Source organism: Mucilaginibacter gilvus (assembly GCF_004054195.1).
In the GTDB taxonomy this organism is placed as follows: domain Bacteria; phylum Bacteroidota; class Bacteroidia; order Sphingobacteriales; family Sphingobacteriaceae; genus Mucilaginibacter; species Mucilaginibacter gilvus.
The window spans coordinates 372624-393582 of record NZ_SBIW01000012.1; the positions used below are offsets into that span (position 1 = coordinate 372624).

9 protein-coding genes are annotated in these 20959 nt (G+C 47.8%); 8 read left to right on the plus strand and 1 reads right to left on the minus strand.

What is annotated here, in order from left to right; all coding sequences use genetic code 11:
• Positions 1-29: 29 nt before the first annotated feature.
• The 8 genes from EPL05_RS21380 to EPL05_RS21410 all read left to right on the plus strand — a co-directional run bounded on the left by EPL05_RS21380 (position 30) and on the right by EPL05_RS21410 (position 19117).
• Positions 30-2540, plus strand: coding sequence for an XrtN system VIT domain-containing protein (locus EPL05_RS21380; RefSeq protein ID WP_128536028.1), 2511 nt, complete (start codon positions 30-32; stop codon positions 2538-2540).
• 294 nt (positions 2541-2834) lie between these two features.
• Positions 2835-4193 carry an exosortase N gene (gene xrtN / locus EPL05_RS21385; RefSeq protein WP_128536029.1) on the plus strand — a complete coding sequence of 453 codons (1359 nt, stop codon included), beginning with the start codon at positions 2835-2837 and terminating at the stop codon, positions 4191-4193.
• A gap of 87 nt (positions 4194-4280) precedes the next feature.
• Complete coding sequence (locus EPL05_RS21390) at positions 4281-4865, plus strand: hypothetical protein (RefSeq protein ID WP_208394806.1); 585 nt, start codon at positions 4281-4283, stop codon at positions 4863-4865.
• On the plus strand, positions 4862-5263 hold the full coding sequence (locus tag EPL05_RS21395) for a ribosomal maturation YjgA family protein (protein WP_128536030.1): 402 nt from the start codon (positions 4862-4864) through the stop codon (positions 5261-5263). The genes EPL05_RS21390 and EPL05_RS21395 overlap by 4 nt, the downstream gene beginning before the upstream one ends.
• The gene (locus tag EPL05_RS21400) at positions 5256-6029 is read left to right on the plus strand and encodes an oxygenase MpaB family protein (protein ID WP_243837343.1); all 774 of its coding nucleotides are present in this window, start codon (positions 5256-5258) and stop codon (positions 6027-6029) included. Before EPL05_RS21395 ends, EPL05_RS21400 begins: the two co-directional genes overlap by 8 nt.
• A gap of 623 nt (positions 6030-6652) precedes the next feature.
• Complete coding sequence (locus tag EPL05_RS24530) at positions 6653-6778, plus strand: hypothetical protein (RefSeq protein ID WP_262708209.1); 126 nt, start codon at positions 6653-6655, stop codon at positions 6776-6778.
• A gap of 645 nt (positions 6779-7423) precedes the next feature.
• The gene (locus EPL05_RS21405) at positions 7424-18133 is read left to right on the plus strand and encodes a cadherin-like beta sandwich domain-containing protein (protein WP_166727778.1); all 10710 of its coding nucleotides are present in this window, start codon (positions 7424-7426) and stop codon (positions 18131-18133) included.
• A 135-nt stretch (positions 18134-18268) separates the two neighbouring features.
• Positions 18269-19117, plus strand: a complete 849-nt coding sequence (locus tag EPL05_RS21410; RefSeq protein WP_128536032.1) for a metallophosphoesterase family protein — start codon at positions 18269-18271, stop codon at positions 19115-19117.
• Between the two features lie 129 nt (positions 19118-19246).
• Here EPL05_RS21410 and EPL05_RS21415 read toward each other — a convergent pair whose 3' ends face one another.
• Positions 19247-20953, minus strand: a complete 1707-nt coding sequence (locus EPL05_RS21415) for a sodium:solute symporter family transporter (RefSeq protein WP_128536033.1) — start codon at positions 20951-20953, stop codon at positions 19247-19249.
• Between the last annotated feature and the right edge of the window lie 6 nt (positions 20954-20959).

Here is a 20959-nt window from a genome sequence, read left to right on the forward strand (position 1 = left end):
AAAAACAAAGTACTTTTAATAAATAAAAAATGAAAAATATCGGCGCTTATTTACAGCAGGATAAGGTTACCACAGCAGGGCTGGGGCTTATCGTTCTCTCGGCTATCATATTCGTAATAACGGGTATCTACGGCCACTCCAATGCGGCCTTTGGAGCCTTTATTGGCAATTATATATTATCGCTTGGTGTATTGGTAGCGGTTTTAGTGGTTACTATTCAAAAGCATGGCTGGCGGTATTCGCGGGGGAAAGCCGAGCACACGGTGGTGCTACTGGTGCTATGGTTCATCAGCGCTTTCGCCCTCAATCGCGAAATGAATGTGTTTGATGATAGTGCCGACTGGCTAAGTATCTGGGTGGTTGTATCATCTGTGGCCTTGTTGCTGGCTATGCGTTATCAGCTGCTTAGCGGCATCCCCAAATATTTCACCTTTTTTTTACTGGGGGCGGGGCTGCTGCTTTTCGCATACTATGCCTTTTACCTGCTGCCGCTTTATGTGCTCAGCGTTATCGGCATCCTCGCCATCGGCATTTCGCTGCACACCTTTATACCGCTGTGTTTAGGTATTATCACCACGGTTATCATTATTAAGGCCGGTAGGGAAGATAAGGCCGTGCTTTATACCGCTATAGCCGGCTTCGTGTTGCCGGTGATCGCCGCCGGGGTGTTCTTGTTTTGCTGGAACCAGCAAAGCCGGCGCATAAACCACATCATCAACCAAAACACACTAAATGAAGGTAAGCTGCCCGCCTGGATCGCCGTGAGCAGGGAGATAGATAAATCGCCGGTAGCCGAGCGTATCCTCAAAGCCGGGCTGGTGTATCACGAGGTTTCGTCGGCAGGGAATTTCTTTTTCGGGGGGATGCCGAGCCAATCATTCGACGAACGTAAACAGCACGACCCGCTGGTAGTACTGGCTACCCTCTTTTTTGAGAAACCCAACCTGGATGAAACCGAGCGTGTCAATATCCTGAAAGCCATGTACAACAGCCGCCACCAGGCGCAGGAAAGGCTTTGGAGCGGCGATAAGCTGCAAACGATTAGCGTTATAAGCAATGTAAAGCTATACCCTCAGTACCGCCTGGCCTACACCGAAAAAACGCTCACTATCCGCAATAATTCGGAATCGAAATGGAGCAACCAGGAGGCCATTTACACTTTTCACTTACCCGAGGGCACAGCAGTAAGTTCGTTATCGCTATGGATAAACGGCAAGGAGGAGAAGTCGAGACTAACCACTAAGGCGAAGGCAGATTCGGCTTACAAAACCGTGGTAGGCGTTGAGCAGCGCGACCCATCTGTTGTACACTGGCAGGAAGGTAACACCATCAATGTACGCGTTTTCCCCTGCGGTACCGAAGAGAACCGCAAATTCAGGATAGGGATCACCAGCCCGCTGCGGTTGGATGGCAAACGCTTGGTTTATGAGAACGCATGGTTCGACGGCCCCTTTGCAACAACGGCCCTGGAAACGCTGCAGCTGAGCTTTAGCAGTAAGCCCACAAATTTGGATCTCCCCGCCATATTTAAGCAAACCGGCGATACCTACACCGCCGACAGGACCTACCAACCTGGCTGGAAAATTAGCTGTGATGCGCCGCCGCTGACGAACACTGCTTTCGCTTTTGCCGATACCGCTTATAAGGTAAGCAGCTACCAGCAACAGTACGAAAGTTTTACACCCACGGCGGTTTACCTGGATGTGAACAGTGCTTGGACAGCGGAAGAATTTAAAGTGGTTTACGCCAAGCTGCAAGGCTTGCCGGTATATGTGTATTATGATAAGTTGATAAAAGTGACCGACGATAACCTGGGCAGTTTATACGAAATGCTGAGCAGCCAGAATTTTAGCCTGTTCCCACTGAACGAGATCAGGGTACCCGAAAGCGCCCTGCTGATAACCAAGAGCGGCGATACATCGCCCAACCTGAGCGATTTGGAAGGCAGTGCCTTTGCAACCGACCTTACCAATTATTTGAAAACGCCGAAGCAGATCCGCCTGTACAATATCGGCAGTCAGCTTAGTCCATATTTAAAGGCGCTAAAAGAGCTGCGGGTATTTGGCTACGCCGACGGCACAACCGAAGAATTGGCCGCCATGTTGAACAAGCACCGGTTTGTGCGCAACCAGGAGAACGACAGCACCGTGGTTATAGATAACGCCGGGCTGATGATCCAAAAAGCGCCGGGGCAGAAAATTACCGAAGCACCCGACCACCTGCTGCGTCTTTTTGCCTATAACGATATTATGAAGAAGGTGGGTGCCGATTACTTCAGGCACGATTACGTGCAACCCCAAACCATTGCCGAGGCCGAGCAGGGTTACATCGTATCGCCCGTATCCAGCATGATCGTACTGGAGACAGCAAAGGATTACGAGCGCTTTGGCATCTATGAAAATAAGAACAGCCTGAAAAATGCTTCCATGAAATCATCCGGTGCCGTACCCGAGCCGCAAGAGTGGATGCTGATGATCCTGGCGGGGACGATAGTAGCCACCTTTATTTACAAGCGAAAGAAAGCGGTGACGCAGGTGTAGGACAAGACGCTTCAAATTCCCCTCTCGAGAGGGCAAGCGCGGGTAAAGAGCGGTAGCAGGGGTGTGCTTTCCGCATGGCGAGTGAACTCACCCCGGATGCGCTCCGCTGTACCCTCTCTCCGCAAGCGGAAAGAGGGTAAAAAAGAAAAGGCAGCAAAGGCAGATTTTCAAATTCCCCTCTCGAGAGGGGGCGCGAAGGAAAGGGCGGTAGCGAGGGTGTATTCTCCGCCATGCAAACTCACTAACACACCCCTAACCCCTCTCAAGAGGGGAACTTAAACAACAAAACCAAAAATGCTAACCATCCCACTAAAAACACCCATTAAAATACCCCCGGCAGGCCTGATCGGCATGGTGTACCTGGCCCTGGCGCTATGGTTCGTTCCCGGGTATTTAATATGGAATGCCAATCTGGCGATGGGGTTATTGCTGATACCTTATATATGCCAGGCAGATAGAACACGCTACAGCCTGCGTTACCTGTTACCGGCGTTGATGACTACCGGTTTGGCCATACTGCTCCCCGTAAACACCCTGTTTTTTACGGCGATGCTGTTTGTGGTTTTATTGCTGATAGAAAACAGTATAGGCAGACTTGGTGACAGTCTGTTTTTTTTAATAATACTGATATCGCCGGTGTTTGGGCACTTTACCCGGCTGGGCGAATTCCCCGTAAGGCTTTGGCTGAGCGAACGGGTGGCAGATGTGTTAACCGCCGGAGGCATACCCGCCAGCCCGGCCGGTAACCAGATCTTGTTGGGCAATTACGAGTTCTCGGTAGATCCGGCCTGCGCCGGTTTAAATATGCTGGTGATGTCCGTATTGATAGGCTTGTTTGTATTGGCCTATTATCAAAAACAAACAGGTAAGATATTGAATTTTAAATGGTTGTTATTGCTTTGTACCGTAACCTTGGCGCTTAATGTGGTTTGCAATTTTTTCCGGATCCTGCTGTTGGTGGCGTTTAAAATTATGCCGGGCACTTTTTTGCACGATGCCGTAGGCATAGGGTGTTTGTTTGTTTATGTATTGGTCCCGCTGCTGCTGGGTATCGAGCCCTTGCTGGTCTGGTTTGGAAAAACCGCGGCTGTGAAGCCTATGCCTGAGCAAAAACAGGGGATCCGCTATCCATTTCTGCACATCGCCCTGTTGGCCGTAATGCTCTTTGTAGCGACTCATTTAGTAAAGGCGGATGCATTGGTCACCTCCAACAATACCATCCAACTGGCGGGCTATCAAAAAAAGCAGCTGGATGGCGGCATCCTGAAATTTGAAAATAGCGACGCGCTCATCTACCTAAAACCAACAGCCTTTTATGCGCCCGAGCACGACCCGATGATCTGCTGGGTGGGCAGTGGCTATGCCTTCAAAAGCATCCGCAAAGAAACCATTGGCAAGCACGAATTGTACACCGCCACCCTCGTCAAAAATACCGACAGGCTCTACGCCGCCTGGTGGTTTGATAACGGCAAATTAAAAACCGTAAACCAGTTTGCCTGGCGATGGGCCGCTGCCAAAAACGAGGGGCAGTTTTATTTGTTGAATGTGAACGCCTCCTCGCCCCAAAAACTAAAACAGAAAATTGAAGAATTAACCGCGTTGGATATTTTAAAAAAGAGCCCGATATATTTAAAAAATAAAAGCAAAAATTAACCCCAAAAAAAGCCCTAAAAGCACTAAAAACATCCCTTTTTTTTGAATATTTTAGTAAAAACACGCAAATTTTAGCAACAATAAATCATGAAAACGCTCCAAACCACCCAAATTGGCGATGCCGGCACCCACTTCAGCAGCCACATCGAAACCACACGGACCCCCATCAAACTGTCCCGTACCATAAACTATGCCCATACCATGCGGCGGGTAAAAACCTGTATAAAAATAATAATAGCGGGGCTGTTCCTCAGCGGCATAACCGCCTTCCCCCTGGAGACCGAACTGCACCTGCTGGCCAACCTGAGCGGCGCCGCACCCGAATATTTGCATAGTTGGATAAATGCTGTATACCAAGGAGTTAAGGTAAGCAACCAAGTCTATCCCTTCCTTAGCTACGGCACCGATTGGCTGGCCTTCGCGCATATTATGCTGGCGGTGCTCTTCATCGGCCCGCTGCGTAACCCTGTAAAAAATATCTGGGTGATCGAGTTCGGGATGATCGCCTGCGTGGCTATATTACCGCTGGCCTTCATTATGGGCCCTATCCGCGGTATCCCCCTCTTTTGGACTTTGGTAGATTGTTCTTTCGGGGTGATTGGTATTATTCCATTGTATATCAGTTATATAGGTATAAAAAAATTACAACAGTTTAACAGCAGCGGGTTATGAAGTTTAAGTTTGACAAGTATTATTTCGCCCTGGCGGTGTTACTGTTTAATGTAGAAGTGCTGATAGCCGATTTTGTACACGATAGCATCATACGCCCTTATGGCGGCGATTTTTTGGTCGTGATACTGATCTATTGCACTATTAAAGCGTTCATTAAAAGCAATTTATCGGTAACAGCCATCGGCGTACTTATTTTTGCGTACGTTGTGGAAATTACCCAATATTATCATCTCATCTATAAATTAGGTTGGGAAAACTCGGCCATTGCCCGCAATTTACTGGGTACCACCTTCAGATGGGAAGATATGCTGGCTTACACGCTGGGCATGATATTGGTAGTATTGATAGAAACCTGGCTGGCGGGTTTAAAACAGGTATCAGCAACAAAAAATGGATAAAACCCAACTGAAATACTTTGTGGCAGAAGGCTCTATAGTCCGCGAGATATGGAGCAAGGCCGATAATATTTTGTTTATATTCGCCGGTTCTGCTGCGGAATTTGCTCTGAATAAGGCAGTTGACTGGCTGTACTTTACCGGTCGCCTCCCGGCAGACCCACTGAGTAGGTTGTTCTCAACGGTAGCTTACGGGCGTATGATCATCTTTTCGGAATACGATGGCGCGCTGGCGGCGATAGATAAAATAAATGCTATTCACCATGGCGTGGAGCAGGCCCGCGGCGCGCAGATCCCCGACTGGGCGTACCGGGATGTGATGTTTATGCTGATAGATTATTCGGTGCGGTCATTTGAACTGCTTGAGCGGCCACTATCTGATGAGGAAAAAGAAGAGGTGTTCGAGGTTTTCTACCGTATGGGCTTACGCATGGGCTTAAAGGATATGCCGTATAATTATCAGCACTGGCTAACCGTCCGTAAGGAACACCTCGAAGCTGATCTGATCAAAAGCGATTTTACTATCGACTTGTTTAAACAATACAAAAAGCACTTAGGTACAGTGCGTTACCAGTTGCTTAAACAGGTGCAGCTGTTGATAGTACCCGAAGAAGCTAAGCGCCTGTTGCCTGTCGACAGCCTGTCTTACCTGCGCCCTGTTATTGGTTTTTACAAACTTAGCAGGGTGGTGGGTTTGCATGGATTACTTAAAGGGGCCATCCTTCCGCCCGCATACAAGAGCCAGATCCGCGAAATGGATGTATGGTAGCTTGTTAGCCGTTTATTCATCGGGACAAAGCATCCATTAATCGGCACAGCCGGTTGTGTTCCCCCACCGTCATGATACCTTCGGATTAATAGAATATAACTTAAACTAATCAGGAGGTATTATTATGAAAAGAATGAATTTCTTAAAGAGCTTATTGGTATTGCTGCTCCTTGAGTTAAATAGTACGGCAATCAGTTATTCATACCATGTACCACCCCCCGGGCCATGATGCCAATACGCGATGTGCTCAGCATAGGTTAGTTAAGATTTGCAGGTTAAATAATAAATGAAACTTAATGCAAAATAAATCGTATGTATGCATAGTAATTTGAACAGCAAAACAAGGCTAACCAATTCTTAAAAAAATAAACCTATAGCTTGTTAAATAGTTCAGTTTGAAAAGAAACCACTCCGTTTTGGGAAGGGTTTGATGGCGAAAAATAATGCCCCGAAAATAAAAATCCGCATTTAAATTGTTTAAACATGGTTTTTGTTTTCAGCACGAATTTTCGGCACTCTTTTGGATGCGCAAGTACAAATGATTTGAATATTAATTAAAAACCAACATGTTAATTGAATTTTTAGGGGTGGTTTTATTATTAGCATTAATAATAATTCCCTTAATGCCCCGTAAAGCTAAACCCAAACCTGCATCGGCATTAAAAGTAAACACCGACACACACGACGCGGAGTACGCCATTAACGCAAATGGCAAACTGGAACGAATACAATTTCACCAGCACCATTAGAGAATAATAAATTGATTTGAAGATGAGCACAAACAAAGCCGCCCCGTAAAACAGGGCGGCTTTTTGCATGGGTTTTTATTGCTGGTAAATAGAAAGCGCCAGTTGTGCTGTAGGGGGGTGCAGAAATAAATATTTTTTGGTTGGAAGCGAATAATTAAACTAATTAATCATATTTCCGCTTTATGGCGCTAAGTTTTATTAACAAAATGATAAATACTTGCAGCTAAAAGTATGATATTGACAATGAAGCATTTACAAGGTACTTATATCTTATAGTTTTGATAATAGAAATAATAATTGTATTTTTCCCGTATAAATTTCTCATTATTAGTTTATTACCCCCGCCTTGTATTGCAAGGGCTAAGCGAGTAAAAAGAAATTATTATTTTTAAGTTAACTGCCCTAATTAATAACTATTAAAATTTCTTTACTGATGTACGTGAGGCTACTCTCTTTCTATGCCAGTATAATTATCACCCAGGGGCCTGTTATCTGCCCCAGGCGATCTGCACAAAATTTTAATGAGATATTTATTGGGCTATTTTCTAAATAGTGCGGGCAAAACAGGCATTTACACAGTTAAAATGTATGCGCGTTGTTTAAATGGCGGTAATAATTTGGCGGCGCGCCGATAGATTTGATAATATGAAGAAACTTTTACTTTCTTGTTTTCTACTGATAATTGCTGCGACAGGTTTTGCGCAGGCTCCTAATATTTCATATACTACCCCGCAGGTTTATGTGCTTGGCAAACCCATCACAAACCTGGTGCCCGCAAATTCGGGCGGTGCGGTGCCTGCTACTATCTACAGCAATGTTACAACTTTTGCCGGCAACGGAACTGCGGGCTTTGTAAACGATGTGGGTTTGGCAGCGCGTTTCCAGGAACCCTATGCTATAGCAAGCGACGCGGCAGGTAATATTTATGTTGCCGATTACGCCAACAACGCCATCCGCAAAGTAACGCCGGCTGGTTTGGTAAGCACATTTATATCAACGGGCCTATCTTCTCCCGGTGGTGTAGCGGTTGGTGCCGACGGTAATATTTATATTGCTGATACCGGTAACCAGCTCATAAAAAAAGCCACACCGGCAGGGGTTGTAACCATTATTGCGGGTAACGGCACTATCGGCTCCGGCAACGGGCCCGCATTAACGGCATCTTTCAGCAGTCCACAGGATGTTGCAGTTAACGCTGCGGGGGATGTTTACGTAGCCGACTTTGGCAATAACCAGATACGTAAGATAAGTGCTGGTGTAGTAACGGTTTGGGCGGGCAGTGGCGCAAGCGGGTTAGGGAACGGCCCCGCTGCATCTGCAAAGTTCAAAAATCCGTTTGGGCTGGATGTTGACGCAGCAGGCAACGTTTACGTGGCCGATTTTAATAACAGCGCCATTCGTAAAGTAACGCCGGGCGGTGTAGTTACTACCCTGGCCGGTAATGGTGCGGCGGGTTATATCAACGCCAACGGATCATCAGCAAGGTTTAACATGCCCGGCGATGTTGCTGTAGACGCTATCGGGAACGTGTTTGTAACCGATTCTTACAACAGTGTTATACGCAAAATTAGCCCCAATGGTGATGTAGTTACCTTCGCAGGAGCGGGCGGCTATTTCGACAGAATAGATGGAATAGGCGCTAATGCTAACTTTGGTTTCCCAATAGGTATCACATTTGACCCGAGCGGCAATATGTACGTTGCAGATGACGGCACCAATTGTATACGGAAAGCAATTACCACAGGCTATTTTATTGATAAAGATTTGCCCGCAGGGCTGGTTTTTGATCCAACTACGGGCATTATCAGCGGCACGCCTACAATAGAAACCGCGGCAGCTAATTATACCATTTTTGCCTATAATAGTGCAGGAAGCAGCAGCAAAACCATAAGCATTGCGGTAAGGCTGCCATCTACAGATGCTACGCTTAATGGTTTAACAGCCAGTGTGGGGAGTTTAAGCCCTGCTTTTTTATCGACCGCCAAAAATTACGTTATTAATGTTGCCAACACTGCAACAAGCACTACCGTTACCCCTGTTTTAAATAATACGCAGGCATCGTTAACCGTAAGCGGGGCTTCACTGGCAAGCGGTTCGGTATCCAATACCTTCCCTTTAAACGCAGGCAACAATACTATCACCATAAAGGTGACTGCCGAAGACGGTATAACAATAGCTAATTACCTGGTATCAGTAGTGAGGGCAAAGGTAGCCGTTGCCGGCCCCATTATATCATACAATGCTGCTAATGTCTTCCCTGTAAATGTAGTTATACCAAGTTTGGCGCCTACCAATACAGGCGGCGCGGTACCCGCCATTAGTTATGGGGAAGTAACCACGTTAGCCCAGGGTTTTTTTAAACCCTGGGGTATAACCGCAGATGTTGCCGGTAATGTTTATGTGGCAGATGAGAGCCGGCAAATACGCAAAATAACGCCGGCGGGTGCTGTATCGCTATTCGTGGGTGGAGGGGCCGGTTTAAGCATTGTAACAGGCCTGGGCTCGGATGCACAGGGGAATGTTTACATAGCTGATGCAGGGAACAACAAGATCAGGACAATATCGCCGGCAGGAACAGTTAGTACGGTTACAGGCGTTAACGGCAATTACGGCTATATAAACGGTGCCGATGCCGATGCGGAGTTTGCTAACCCCGCAGGAGTGGCCGTAGACGGATTATCAAATTTGTATATAGCCGACCAGGATAATAAGATGATCCGTAAAAGAACGCTGGACGGGCAGGTAACAACGCTCGCCGGAACGGGTGCAACCGGGTCGGTAAATGGTCCGGGTGCGTCGGCAACTTTTACAGTACCTATAGGCATTGCCAGTGATTTCGACGGGAATGTTTTTGTGGCCGATCTTGTTGGCCAGGTGATACGTAAAATAACACCGGCAGGGCAGGTAACAACATTTGCCGGCTCGGGAGCTGCCGATGAACTTGATGGTGCAGGAACCGCTGCAGCATTTAATTCGCCGGCTGCCGTTGCTGTTGACCCCATTGGTACCATATACGTGGCCGATGCGGCAAACAGTAAAATACGCAGAATTACGCCTTCGGGGAATGTAACCATATTCGCCGGGGATGGACAGTATAGGTTGTTGAATGGTAACGGCATGGCGGCAAGTTTCTCTTACCCTCTGGGTGTAGCGGCAGACCAAAACGGACACCTTTTTGTGGCAGATTATGGCAACAACGCTGTGCGTAAAATTGAAACGCTTGGTTATGGGATTTACCCTCATAACTTTTTACCCGACGGGCTTGTATTTGATAACAAAACCGGTATTATAAGCGGAACGCCAACAGCGGTAACTCCAAGGCGCGTTTATACAATTAGTGCCTACAACCTTGGTGGCAGTAGTGTAAGTACGGTGTCAATAACTATTGCACCCATAACTAACGAGGCACGTTTAACCAACGTCGCACTCGATTTTGGAACCTTATCGCCGGTATTCGCTTCGGCCACTATGAGCTATAGCGCCAGTGTTTCAAAATCGAGCATTATTATTACGCCAACGGCCATGGATGCGGCGGCTAACATAAAAATAAACGGCGTAGCTGTAGTAAGCGGTGCGGCTTCTACACCGGTGCCACTCACGGTTGGCGCAAATGTTATTTCTATTGTGGTAACCGCTACTGATGGCGTTACTCAAAAAACATATATCCTTAACGTAACCAGAACGGCACCGCCACCAAATAATGATCTATCGGGTTTAACCGTAAGTGCAGGGACATTAAGCCCGGTATTTACTTCGGGTAACGCCAACTACACAACAGCGGTAAGCAACGCTACATCCACCTTTACAATTACGCCAACCAGTCCCAATGGCCTGGCTACTATACAGGTAAACGGCGCAGCAGTAGCAAGTGGCGCACAATCAACCGCCATCCCGCTAACTGTAGGCAATAACACCATTACCACCATAGTTTCTGATGAGAACGGTAATAATAAAACCTACACTATTACGGTAATACGTGCGGCCTCTTCAAATGCCGACCTTGCTTCGCTGGGTTTGAGTGATGGCACCTTAACGCCAGTGTTTAATGCTGCTACCTTAAATTATACCGTCGCCGTAGCTAATACGGTAACCGGGATCGTCATAACACCAACCACTGCCGATGCCACAGCCACTATCAAAGTAAATGGAGTTGCGGTTGTCAGTGGCTCACCATCAGCAACTATCCCGCTAAATGTTGGTGCAAATATTATTACCACAACAGTAACCGCGCAGGACGGCATTACTGTGAAAAGTTATACTGCTATAGTTACCAGGGCAGCATCCACCAATGCCGATCTTTCGGCACTGGCTTTAAGCCAGGGTGTTCTGTCGCCTGCTTTTGCAAACGGCGTACTGGTTTACAGCGCTTCGGTGGCTAATGCGGTTACCAGTATCACTGTAACACCAACCGCATCTGATGTTGGTGCTACTATACAGGTAAACGGTATTGCGGTTATTAGCGGTTCGGCATCCGGTGCAATACCGCTTGCAGCTGGTTCCAACGCTATTACTACTACTGTTACCGCTGCCGATGGTTTAACTACCCAAACGTATACCGTAAATATTACACGGGTTGCATCAACCAACTCAAATCTGTCGGCCTTAACTTTAAGCACCGGTACCTTATCACCCGCTTTTGACCCCGCTATTTTATCTTACACCAGTTTAGTGGGTGTTGCCACAACAGGCATTACCATTACGCCAACAGTTGCTGATGCGGCGGCATCTATACAGGTGAATGGCGTAGCGGTTGTTAGCGGTTCACCATCTGCAAGCATCCCATTAAACATGGGCGCAAATGTTATCACAACGCTTGTAACTGCCGAAGACGGTACCACAACAACATACACCACAACCGTAACAAGAGCGGCATCAACCAATGCAGATCTGTCTGCACTAAACATAAGCGCCGGTACCTTATCTCCGGTGTTTGCTTCGGGTACTACGGTTTATACCGCAGCGGTAAGCAACGCTACTACGGATATCACAATAACACCAACAAGTGCGGTTGCCAATTCGGTGATAAAGGTTAATGGCGCTACCGTAGCAACAGGTACATCGTCGCTATTGCTGCCTTTGGTTGTGGGTGATAATAATATCACCGTACAATTGACAGCGGAAGATGGTGTGACCATTAAAACTTATACACTTACGGTTACACGTGCCCCATCCGCGGTTTCAACGCTATCGTCGCTGGCAACAAGTGCAGGGCCGATAAGCCCGGTATTTGATCCGGCTACATTAACTTACGCGGTTTCGGTAGCTAACGGGGTAACCAGTGCAACCATTACGCCAGTCACTACAGATGCAAATGCTACAATAAAGGTGAATGGCGTGGCGGTTGCAAGCGGAAGCGCGTCGGCATCCATCGCATTAAACGTAGGGCTTAACGCTATCGTTACCACCGCTACTGCCCAGGACGGCGTTACAGTTACCAGCTATACGGTTAATACAACCAGGGCGCAATCCGCTAATGCCGATCTCGCCAGCCTTACATCAAGCTCTGCTATCCTAAGCCCTGTATTCGCCCCGGGAATGCAGTCTTACAGCGCCACGGTTAGTAATGCTACCACTACTACAACCATAACCCCAACGGTAAGCGACGCTACCGCTACTTTAACCGTGAATGGCGCAGCTGTGACCAGCGGAAGTGCCTCGGCACCGATAAGTTTGAATGTGGGACTAAATACCATTACTACGGTAGTAACCGCGCAGGATGGTGTAACTACTAAAACGTATACAGTTGATATAACCAGGGCAGCATCATCCAATGCGGATCTATCAGGTATAACCCTGAGCGCCGGTACTTTATCGCCTGCTTTTACTGCCGCGAACCCTAACTATACGGTTACGGTAACCAGTTTAAGCAGTATAACTGTAACACCAACACAAAGCGACGTTGGTGCATCTATAATGGTTAATGGTACTGTAGTTGCCAGCGGTACGGCATCGCAGCCAATACCTTTAACAGTGGGTGGCAACCCCATAACCATATTAGTTACCGCAGCGGATGGTAGTATCAAAAACTACCTGGTTACGGTTAACCGCACGCCATCAGCCGATGCCTTACTGACTAACCTTGTGCCAAGCGCGGGTACCCTAAGCCCTGCATTTGCAAGCAATACCGGTACGTACGGTGTTTCGGTTGGCAACGCGGTTACTACCATAAAGTTCACCCCAACATTAAGTGATGCTAACGCGACATTACAAGTAAATGGCGTAGCTGTTACTAACGGTACAGCATCTCAGGATATCCCATTGGTAGTAGGTGCCAATGCAGTGACTGTTACGGTTATCGCAGAAAACGGCACTCCAAAAAATTATACAGTTAACGTAGTACGGGCAGGTTCGGCAGATGCCACCTTGAGTAATTTAACCGTAAACGGTGCAACTATTTCGCCGGTGTTTACATCGGGCAACGCAAGCTATACCGCTACGGTACCAAATACAGTAACCAGCGTTACTTTAACGCCTATTGTTAACGAACCTAATGCTACAGTTACCGTTAATGGTTCGGCTGTAGCCAGCGGCTCTCCATCAGCAGCCTTACCTTTGGTTGTTGGGCCTAATGTAATCACCACGGTGGTAGCCGCACAGGATGGCAGCACTACCAAAACTTATACGGTTACCGTAACCAGGGTGCAATCGTCTAATGCCGATCTGGCTAACCTAACCGTTAGCTCGGGTACTTTATCGCCAACATTCGCATCCGCCGTTTTAGACTATATAGTGCATGTTGGTAATACCACTACCGGCATTAGCCTTACGCCAACCAGGAGCGATGCAGGAGCCGTAATAAGGGTGAATGCAGCGGTTGTAAGTAGTGGCTCTGCATCGGGCCTTATACCTTTAGTTGTTGGCGATAACGTTATCAACGTGCAGGTAACAGCTGCGGATGGTACCATTAAGAACCATACCGTTACCGTAAACCGGGCCATCCCGGCTGCCTCTACAGATGCAAACCTGGCCACGCTGGCTATAAATACCGGTACTTTAACCCCGGCCTTTGCACAAGCTACGCCTGCTTATACCGTATCGGTACCTAATGCCACTACCAGCATCAGCGTAACGCCAACCAGCACCGAATCTCATGCCACTATTACGGTAAACGGTACCACCGTTGCCAGCGGAACGGCATCAGCCCCGATAAACCTGAACGGCGGGCCAAATATCATTACTACCATTATTACTGCGGAGGATGGTACAACTAAAAAAACTTATACCATAACAGTAACCAGGGCGCTTTCTACCAATGCCAATCTGGCCAATATTACACTGAGCACGGGTACGTTAAACACGGTTTTTGCACCTGGTACAATAACTTATACCGCGGCTGTTAGTAATGCGGTAAATACAATCCAGTTAACGCCAACCACGGAGGTTAGTTCGGCAACAGTAAAAGTAAACGGGGTAACCGTTGTTAGTGGTGCTGCTTCGGCTGCCATGCCGCTGAATGTTGGTCCGAATGCGATCACTACCGTTGTAACCGCCGAAAGTGGTGTCACCAAAACCTATACGGTTACCGTAACGCGTGCGGCATCGCCAAATGCCGATTTGGCCAACTTAACCCTAAGCACGGGAACGCTTAACCCGGTGTTTGCTGCCACAACTACAACTTACACTGCCGGCGTGGGTAATGGTATTACCACCATCAGGCTAACACCAACCGTGGCCGATGCCGGCGCTACCGTTAAGGTAAACGGCGTAACCATGGCAAGTGGTACAGTGTCGGCTGCGCTTCCTTTGGTTGTTGGCCCTAACGTGATCAGCACCTTAGTAACAGCTGCGGATGGTACACCAAAAACCTATACGGTTACAGTAACCAGGGCGCAATCGCCTAATGCTAATTTGGCCAGCCTTACGCTGAGCACCGGTACGCTTACCCCGGTATTCGCGGCGGCCACTATCAGCTATACTGCTACGGTGAGCAATGCCATTACAACTATTAAACTTACACCTACCGTTGCCGATGCAACGGCTACCGTGCAGGTGAACGGAGTGACCGTGGCAAGCGGTACCACATCAACAGATATAGTTTTGGCGGTTGGCCCTAATGTGATCACAACCGTAGTAACCGCAGAGGACGGAACAACCAAATCTTACACCCTAACCGTTGACAGGGCAAAATCGCCAAATGCCAACCTTGCCGATTTGACGCTAAGTACAGGTACCCTAAGCCCGGTATTTGCACCGACAACTATTGGTTACAGCGCTTCGGTTAGCAACGCTACCACGGGTATAACCGTAACCGCTACCGTAAGCGAACCAAATGCTACCCTGCAGATAAACGGCGCTGCCGTTGCAAGCGGAACACCATCGGCCAACATCCCGCTGGTAGTTGGGCCTAACGTTATCACCACGCTCGTAACCGCGCAGGATGGTACTGTAAAAACCTATACCACAACGGTAACACGCGCGCCATCGCCGGATGCTACCCTGAGTAATATGGCATTGAGCGCGGGCACCTTATCGCCGGGCTTTGCATCTGCAACTACAAGCTATACCGCTGCGGTTGCCAATGCGGTAACCTCTGTAACCTTAACCCCAACTGTTAACGAGCCTAACGCAACCGTGAAAGTGAACAACGTAACCGTGGCGAGCGGTGCAGCATCTGGGCCATTAGCATTGGTTGTTGGGCCTAATGTTATTACCACTACCGTTACCGCGCAGGACGGCGTATCTACCCAGGTTTATACCACAACAATAACCAGGGCACCATCCTCCAACGCGTTTTTAACAGCGCTTGGGGTAAGCAGCGGCACCTACAGCCCATCGTTCGGTACAAACATATTTGATTACACTATGCTGGTTACCAATAATGTTACCAGCATGAGGTTAACACCTTTAGTGGCCGATAATACCGCCACCATAACGGTTGACGGTGTGACTACTGCAAGCGGTGTTGCGTCTGCACCTGTTGTTTTGGCTGTTGGTAACAATTTTATCAAAACGGTAGTAACCGCGCAGGATGGTGTAACCGTTAAAACTTACACGGTTATTGTGAACCGTGCGCTTTCCTCAGAAAATGACCTGAGCGCCCTCACCATCAGCACCGGCACTTTAACACCGGCGTTTCAATCTGGTATCAATAATTACACGGCGGCGGTTGGCAACGTTACTACAAGCCTTACAGTTAAACCAACGGTGGCTGATGTAACAGCAACCGTTAAGGTAAATAACATAGCTGTAGCCAGTGGAACATCATCGGCCCCGATAAACCTGGTGGTTGGCACAAATACCATTACCGCTATAGTAACCGCGCAAAATGGTGTAACCAATACCTATACCCTGGTGGTTACACGCGCAGCATCTGCCAATGCAGATCTGTCAAACCTTACCTCAAACGCCGGCGCGTTAAGCCCTGCGTTTGCAAGTAACACCGTTTCTTATACGGGCGCTACGGTAAATAATGCCATCAGCACTATAAAATTAACACCAACCACAAGTGATGCAACAGCCACCATCACCGTAAATGGTATTACGGTAGCAAGCGGCGCGGCATCGCCGGATATTCCGTTGAATGTGGGCACAAACGCCATCCCGGTTACGGTAAAAGGGCAAGCCGGCAATACAAAAACTTACACGGTCACTATCTCCAGGTTGCCTTCGTCAAATGCGGATCTTGCCGGTATCACCGTTAGCGGTGGATCGCTTAGCCCAGCTTTTGTGCCGGGTAGTCTTAATTATACAACCACCATTGGCAATGTAAATACCGGTGTTACCGTAACGCCAAATACCAGCGATGCTACATCTACCGTTACGGTTAACGGTGCAGCGGTTATGCCGGGTACAGCATCGAATACCATACCGCTTACGGTAGGCTCCAATACAATAACCGTAGTGGTAAAAGCCCAGGATGGTACTGTTAAAACCTACACCATAATTGCCACGCGAGAAGCATCGGCCAATGCGGATCTGACAAGCCTTGCGCCAGACGCGGGTACCTTATCGCCGGCCTTCGCTTCAACAGCACAAGCTTATACGGTATCAGTAGTGAATACGGTTACCGGCATTAAGTTTACGCCAACTGTTAGCGATGCAACGGCTTCCGTAAAAATAAATGGCGTAACGGTTGCCAGCGGAACCGCGTCAGCTAATATACCTTTGGCGCTGGGCCCAAATACGGTTACTACCATTGTTACCGCGCAGAATAACACCACAAAACAATATGTAGTAACAGTTACCAGGGAACGCTCTGCAAATGCCGACCTATCTAACCTGATATCTAACACGGGGGCATTAACCCCGGGCTTTTCGCCTGGAACCCTTGTATATTCAGTTAACGTAAGTAATACAACACTAACCGCAACCGTAACACCAACCGTGAGCGATGGCAATGCAACTGTCAAGGTAGCCGGGCAGCCGCTTGCCAGTGGTACAGAATCGGCCACGGTAACGTTAGCGCTGGGTAATAATGATGTTTCTATAGTGGTAACCGCACAGGATGGTACTACTAAAAATTATATCGTTACCATCCGCAGGGCATTCTCCAATAACGCCAACCTGGGCGATCTGCAGCTAAGCGCGGGCACTTTATCCCCTGCGTTCGCCTCCGGCACAACAGATTATGCCTCAACAGTGCCGTTTGCAACCAACCGGATAAAAATCACGCCGTCGCTTAGCGACGGTACGGCTACAGTTACCGTAAACGGTAGACCGGTAACCAACGGCACATCATCAGGCTTTGTTGACCTCGTTGTGGGGCAAAACACCATCACCGTGGTAGTAACCGCTGCAGATGGCACACCAAACACCTATACCATTGTGGTAACCCGCGAGGCGGAGCCACCGTCAGCAGATGCCAGCCTGTCCTCGTTATTCTTAACAAAGGGCGAGCTAAATCCGTCGTTTAACCGCACTACCTACTCATATGCCGCAACGGTACAAAGCAGCATTGCCAAAACAAACGTGGTAGCCATATCAAGCCAGCCTAATGCCAAAATTACGGTGAATGGCGTGCCGGTTGCCAGCGGTGCATCATCGGGCGATATTTTACTGTCCGACGGCCCTAACCAAATATTTGTTGTTGTGACCGCCGAAGATGGTTCTACTGTGCAGCGCTATACCATTGTGGTTACAAGGGCATCGTTTGCAATGGTATTGCCAAATGTATTTACACCAAATGGTGATGGTTATAATGATACCTGGGTGCTTGCCAATATTAACCTGTACCCTAACTGTACGGTTAAAATATTCAACCGCGGCGGGCAGCAGGTGTTTAATTCCGTTGGGTATGGTATAGCCTGGGATGGCACATTTAACGGCAGGCTTTTACCTGCGGATACCTATTACTACATCATCGATCTGACACACGGCCAGGGTGTACGCTCGGGTTCGGTAACCATTATCAGGTAAAATGTTAACGTAGCAGCAAAGGCCCCGGATCATCGTTCGGGGCCTTTTGTTTTGTTTACGATATTTAGGCCCGATAAAATAAATTACTGTTGATGCAAATTTAATATTAAGCGCTTATTTTTACTAAAAAAACAAATGAGCAACCGCAGGGAATTTATCGGTACAAGCTTAACCGCAATAGCCGGACTAACACTTTTACCAGCCATAAACAGTTTTGCAAACCCCGGCAGCCAATATAAAAGCGGCGGTATTGCTAAACCAAAACTGCGGTTTGCTATCGCATCAGATATCCATTACGCGCAGCAGGGCACCCCGTTTGAGGAGAATACAGCCAACCTTATTAAATGGCTGAACGACGACCATACCAAAAACCACCTCGATATGGTGATCCTCAACGGCGACCTGGTACATAACCGGCCCGACCTGCTGCCTGAGATAAAAACCAAATACCTGGATAAGCTGAATGTGCCTTATCATACCATCCCCGGCAATCATGATTTTGCGGATGCCGCGATATGGAAGAAGGTGTTTAGCTACGAAGATAACTACACAGTGGAGCATGGCGATATCGCCTTTGTTTTAGCAAACACCGCAGATGTAAAGGGCGGATACGTTTGCCCCAATAATAGTTTCATCAAAGCATCGCTGGATAAATTTGCCGATAAAAAGGTGGTTTTTGTGATCCTGCATATCCCGCCAATAAAATGGATCAAAGGCGACGGTTTCCTGGATTGCCCCGAAACACTCGAACTGCTGCATAACTATCCCAATGTAAAAGCAGCGTTCCACGGGCACGATCACGCGCTCGATGGGGTGAGGTACACCGGTAACAGGTTCCCGCATTTTTTCGATTCGCACATAGGCGGCGATTGGGGTACAGCTTACAAAGGTTATCGTATTGTGGAAATAGATGACGACTATAAAATTTATACCTACCAGGTGAACGCCAGCCAAAACCCTATTTTAAACAGCAATAGGTTATAGTGCTTGTAAGGTTGTTTGATAGCATCACTGCGATGCAACAAGTGAGCCCAAAATGATAAAGGCTGCCGGGCGGGCGCCCGGTCAGCCAATATAATTGCCAATATAAAACAGGAGAGACTTATTTAATCCTTACCAGAACTTAACGTAAAGCATGGTAAGGAGCATTAATGTTACGATGATCAGCGCCAATGTACCTTTGTCTACCTTAAACATATTCTTAGGTATGTCTAAAGCTTTAGGGTTAATTTTAGGCCCTGCAAGGCTAATAACCGCCATAACGATCACCGTAAAGAAAAAGGACAGGCCCATGCAAATTAAGAACGGGATCTGCCACGTACCTTTTGCATCACCTGTAGGGAAAGCGGTATAAAGTATTGTTTCGTGCCCGAATAAAGCAGGAGCGAAGTTGTTGAACAAAACCGACATGGCGAAGCTGGTTAATATCCCCGCTATGGCAGCTGCACCGGTAGTGCGTTTCCAAAAGAAACCTAAGATGAATATGGCAAAGATACCCGGGCTGATATAGCCGGTGTATTTTTGGATGTAGGTAAAACCTCCCTCTCCGCTGATACCCAACAGATCTTTCCAGGTAAGGATGATGGAAAATACCAGCGCCGCCAGGATAACTATCTTACCAGTGATAACCATTTTCTTTTCGCTCGCCTCTTTATCAATGTGCTTTTTGTAAATATCCAGCGTAAATATGGTGCTGATACTGTTAGCCTTGCCCGCAAGCGATGCCACAATAGCTGCCGTAAGCGCGGCAACAGAAAGCCCTTTTAAGCCGGTAGGTAAAAAGCCAAGGATAGCAGAATACGCATTATCCGAATTGAAATGCCCGCCTGAGTTCATTTCCTGCTGGAGGCCGCCATTTTTGTATAATACGTAAGCGGCTATACCCGGCAACACCACAATGATTGGCATCGCCAGTTTCATTAATCCGGCAAACAGGATGCCTGTACGCGCGGTTTTCAGGTCGGCACCCAGGGCGCGTTGGGTAATGTATTGGTTACAGCCCCAGTAGTTAAGGTTCACTATCCACTGGCCTGCAAAATACATGGCAATACCGGGCAAAGCAAGGTATTTATTGATCTCGGCCTGTGGCGCGCCCGCTTGTGGCTTCGCCATTATCATTTTAAAGTGCTCCGGGGCATCTTTAAACATCGCGCTCAAACCGGCTAAGGCATCGCTACCAAACCCGAATTTTTCACTCACCAGGGTTAGTGCTATATAGGTTGTAGCCAAGCCGCCTATCACTAATACCAATACCTGTATCACATCGGTGTAACCAATTACCTTCATCCCACCAAGGGTGATAAACAAGGCAAATATGGCCAGCGCTATGATGATCTCGTGCAGGTAACCACCGCCCGCAAGGCTGTTAATAGCCAAAGCGCCCAAGTAAAGTATAGAGGTTAAATTCACCAAAACGTAGAGCAGCAGCCAAAAAATGGCCATGATAAAGCTCACTGTTTCGTTATACCGCGCATGTAAAAACTGCGGCATGGTGAAGATCTTATTCTTGAGGAATATGGGGATAAACCATACCGCCACAATAATGAGCGCGATAGCCGCAACCCATTCGTAAGCGGCAACTGCCAAACCTACGGCAAAGCCCTGCCCACTGGTGCCGATAAACTGCTCGGCAGAAATGTTGGATGCGATGAGCGATGCGCCAATGGCCCACCAGGTAAGGGAGCCTTCGGCCAGGAAGAAATCCTTACTGTCTGATACGCCTTTGATCTTTTTGCGGCTGTAAACCCAGTAGCCATAACTGGATACCACAACGAAATAGATAACAAAGATGATGTAATCTATATGGGTAAATTTATTCATAATTTG

Excerpts from the sequence above, each read along its gene's own strand:
- EPL05_RS21380 (WP_128536028.1), top strand. The coding sequence starts at position 30 with ATGAAAAATATCGGCGCTTATTTACAGCAGGATAAGGTTACCACAGCA.
- xrtN (WP_128536029.1), top strand. The coding sequence starts at position 2,835 with ATGCTAACCATCCCACTAAAAACACCCATTAAAATACCCCCGGCAGGC.
- EPL05_RS21390 (WP_208394806.1), top strand. The coding sequence starts at position 4,281 with ATGAAAACGCTCCAAACCACCCAAATTGGCGATGCCGGCACCCACTTC.
- EPL05_RS21395 (WP_128536030.1), top strand. The coding sequence starts at position 4,862 with ATGAAGTTTAAGTTTGACAAGTATTATTTCGCCCTGGCGGTGTTACTG.
- EPL05_RS21400 (WP_243837343.1), top strand. The coding sequence starts at position 5,256 with ATGGATAAAACCCAACTGAAATACTTTGTGGCAGAAGGCTCTATAGTC.
- EPL05_RS24530 (WP_262708209.1), top strand. The coding sequence starts at position 6,653 with ATGCCCCGTAAAGCTAAACCCAAACCTGCATCGGCATTAAAAGTAAAC.
- EPL05_RS21405 (WP_166727778.1), top strand. The coding sequence starts at position 7,424 with ATGAAGAAACTTTTACTTTCTTGTTTTCTACTGATAATTGCTGCGACA.
- EPL05_RS21410 (WP_128536032.1), top strand. The coding sequence starts at position 18,269 with ATGAGCAACCGCAGGGAATTTATCGGTACAAGCTTAACCGCAATAGCC.
- EPL05_RS21415 (WP_128536033.1), bottom strand. The coding sequence starts at position 20,953 with ATGAATAAATTTACCCATATAGATTACATCATCTTTGTTATCTATTTC.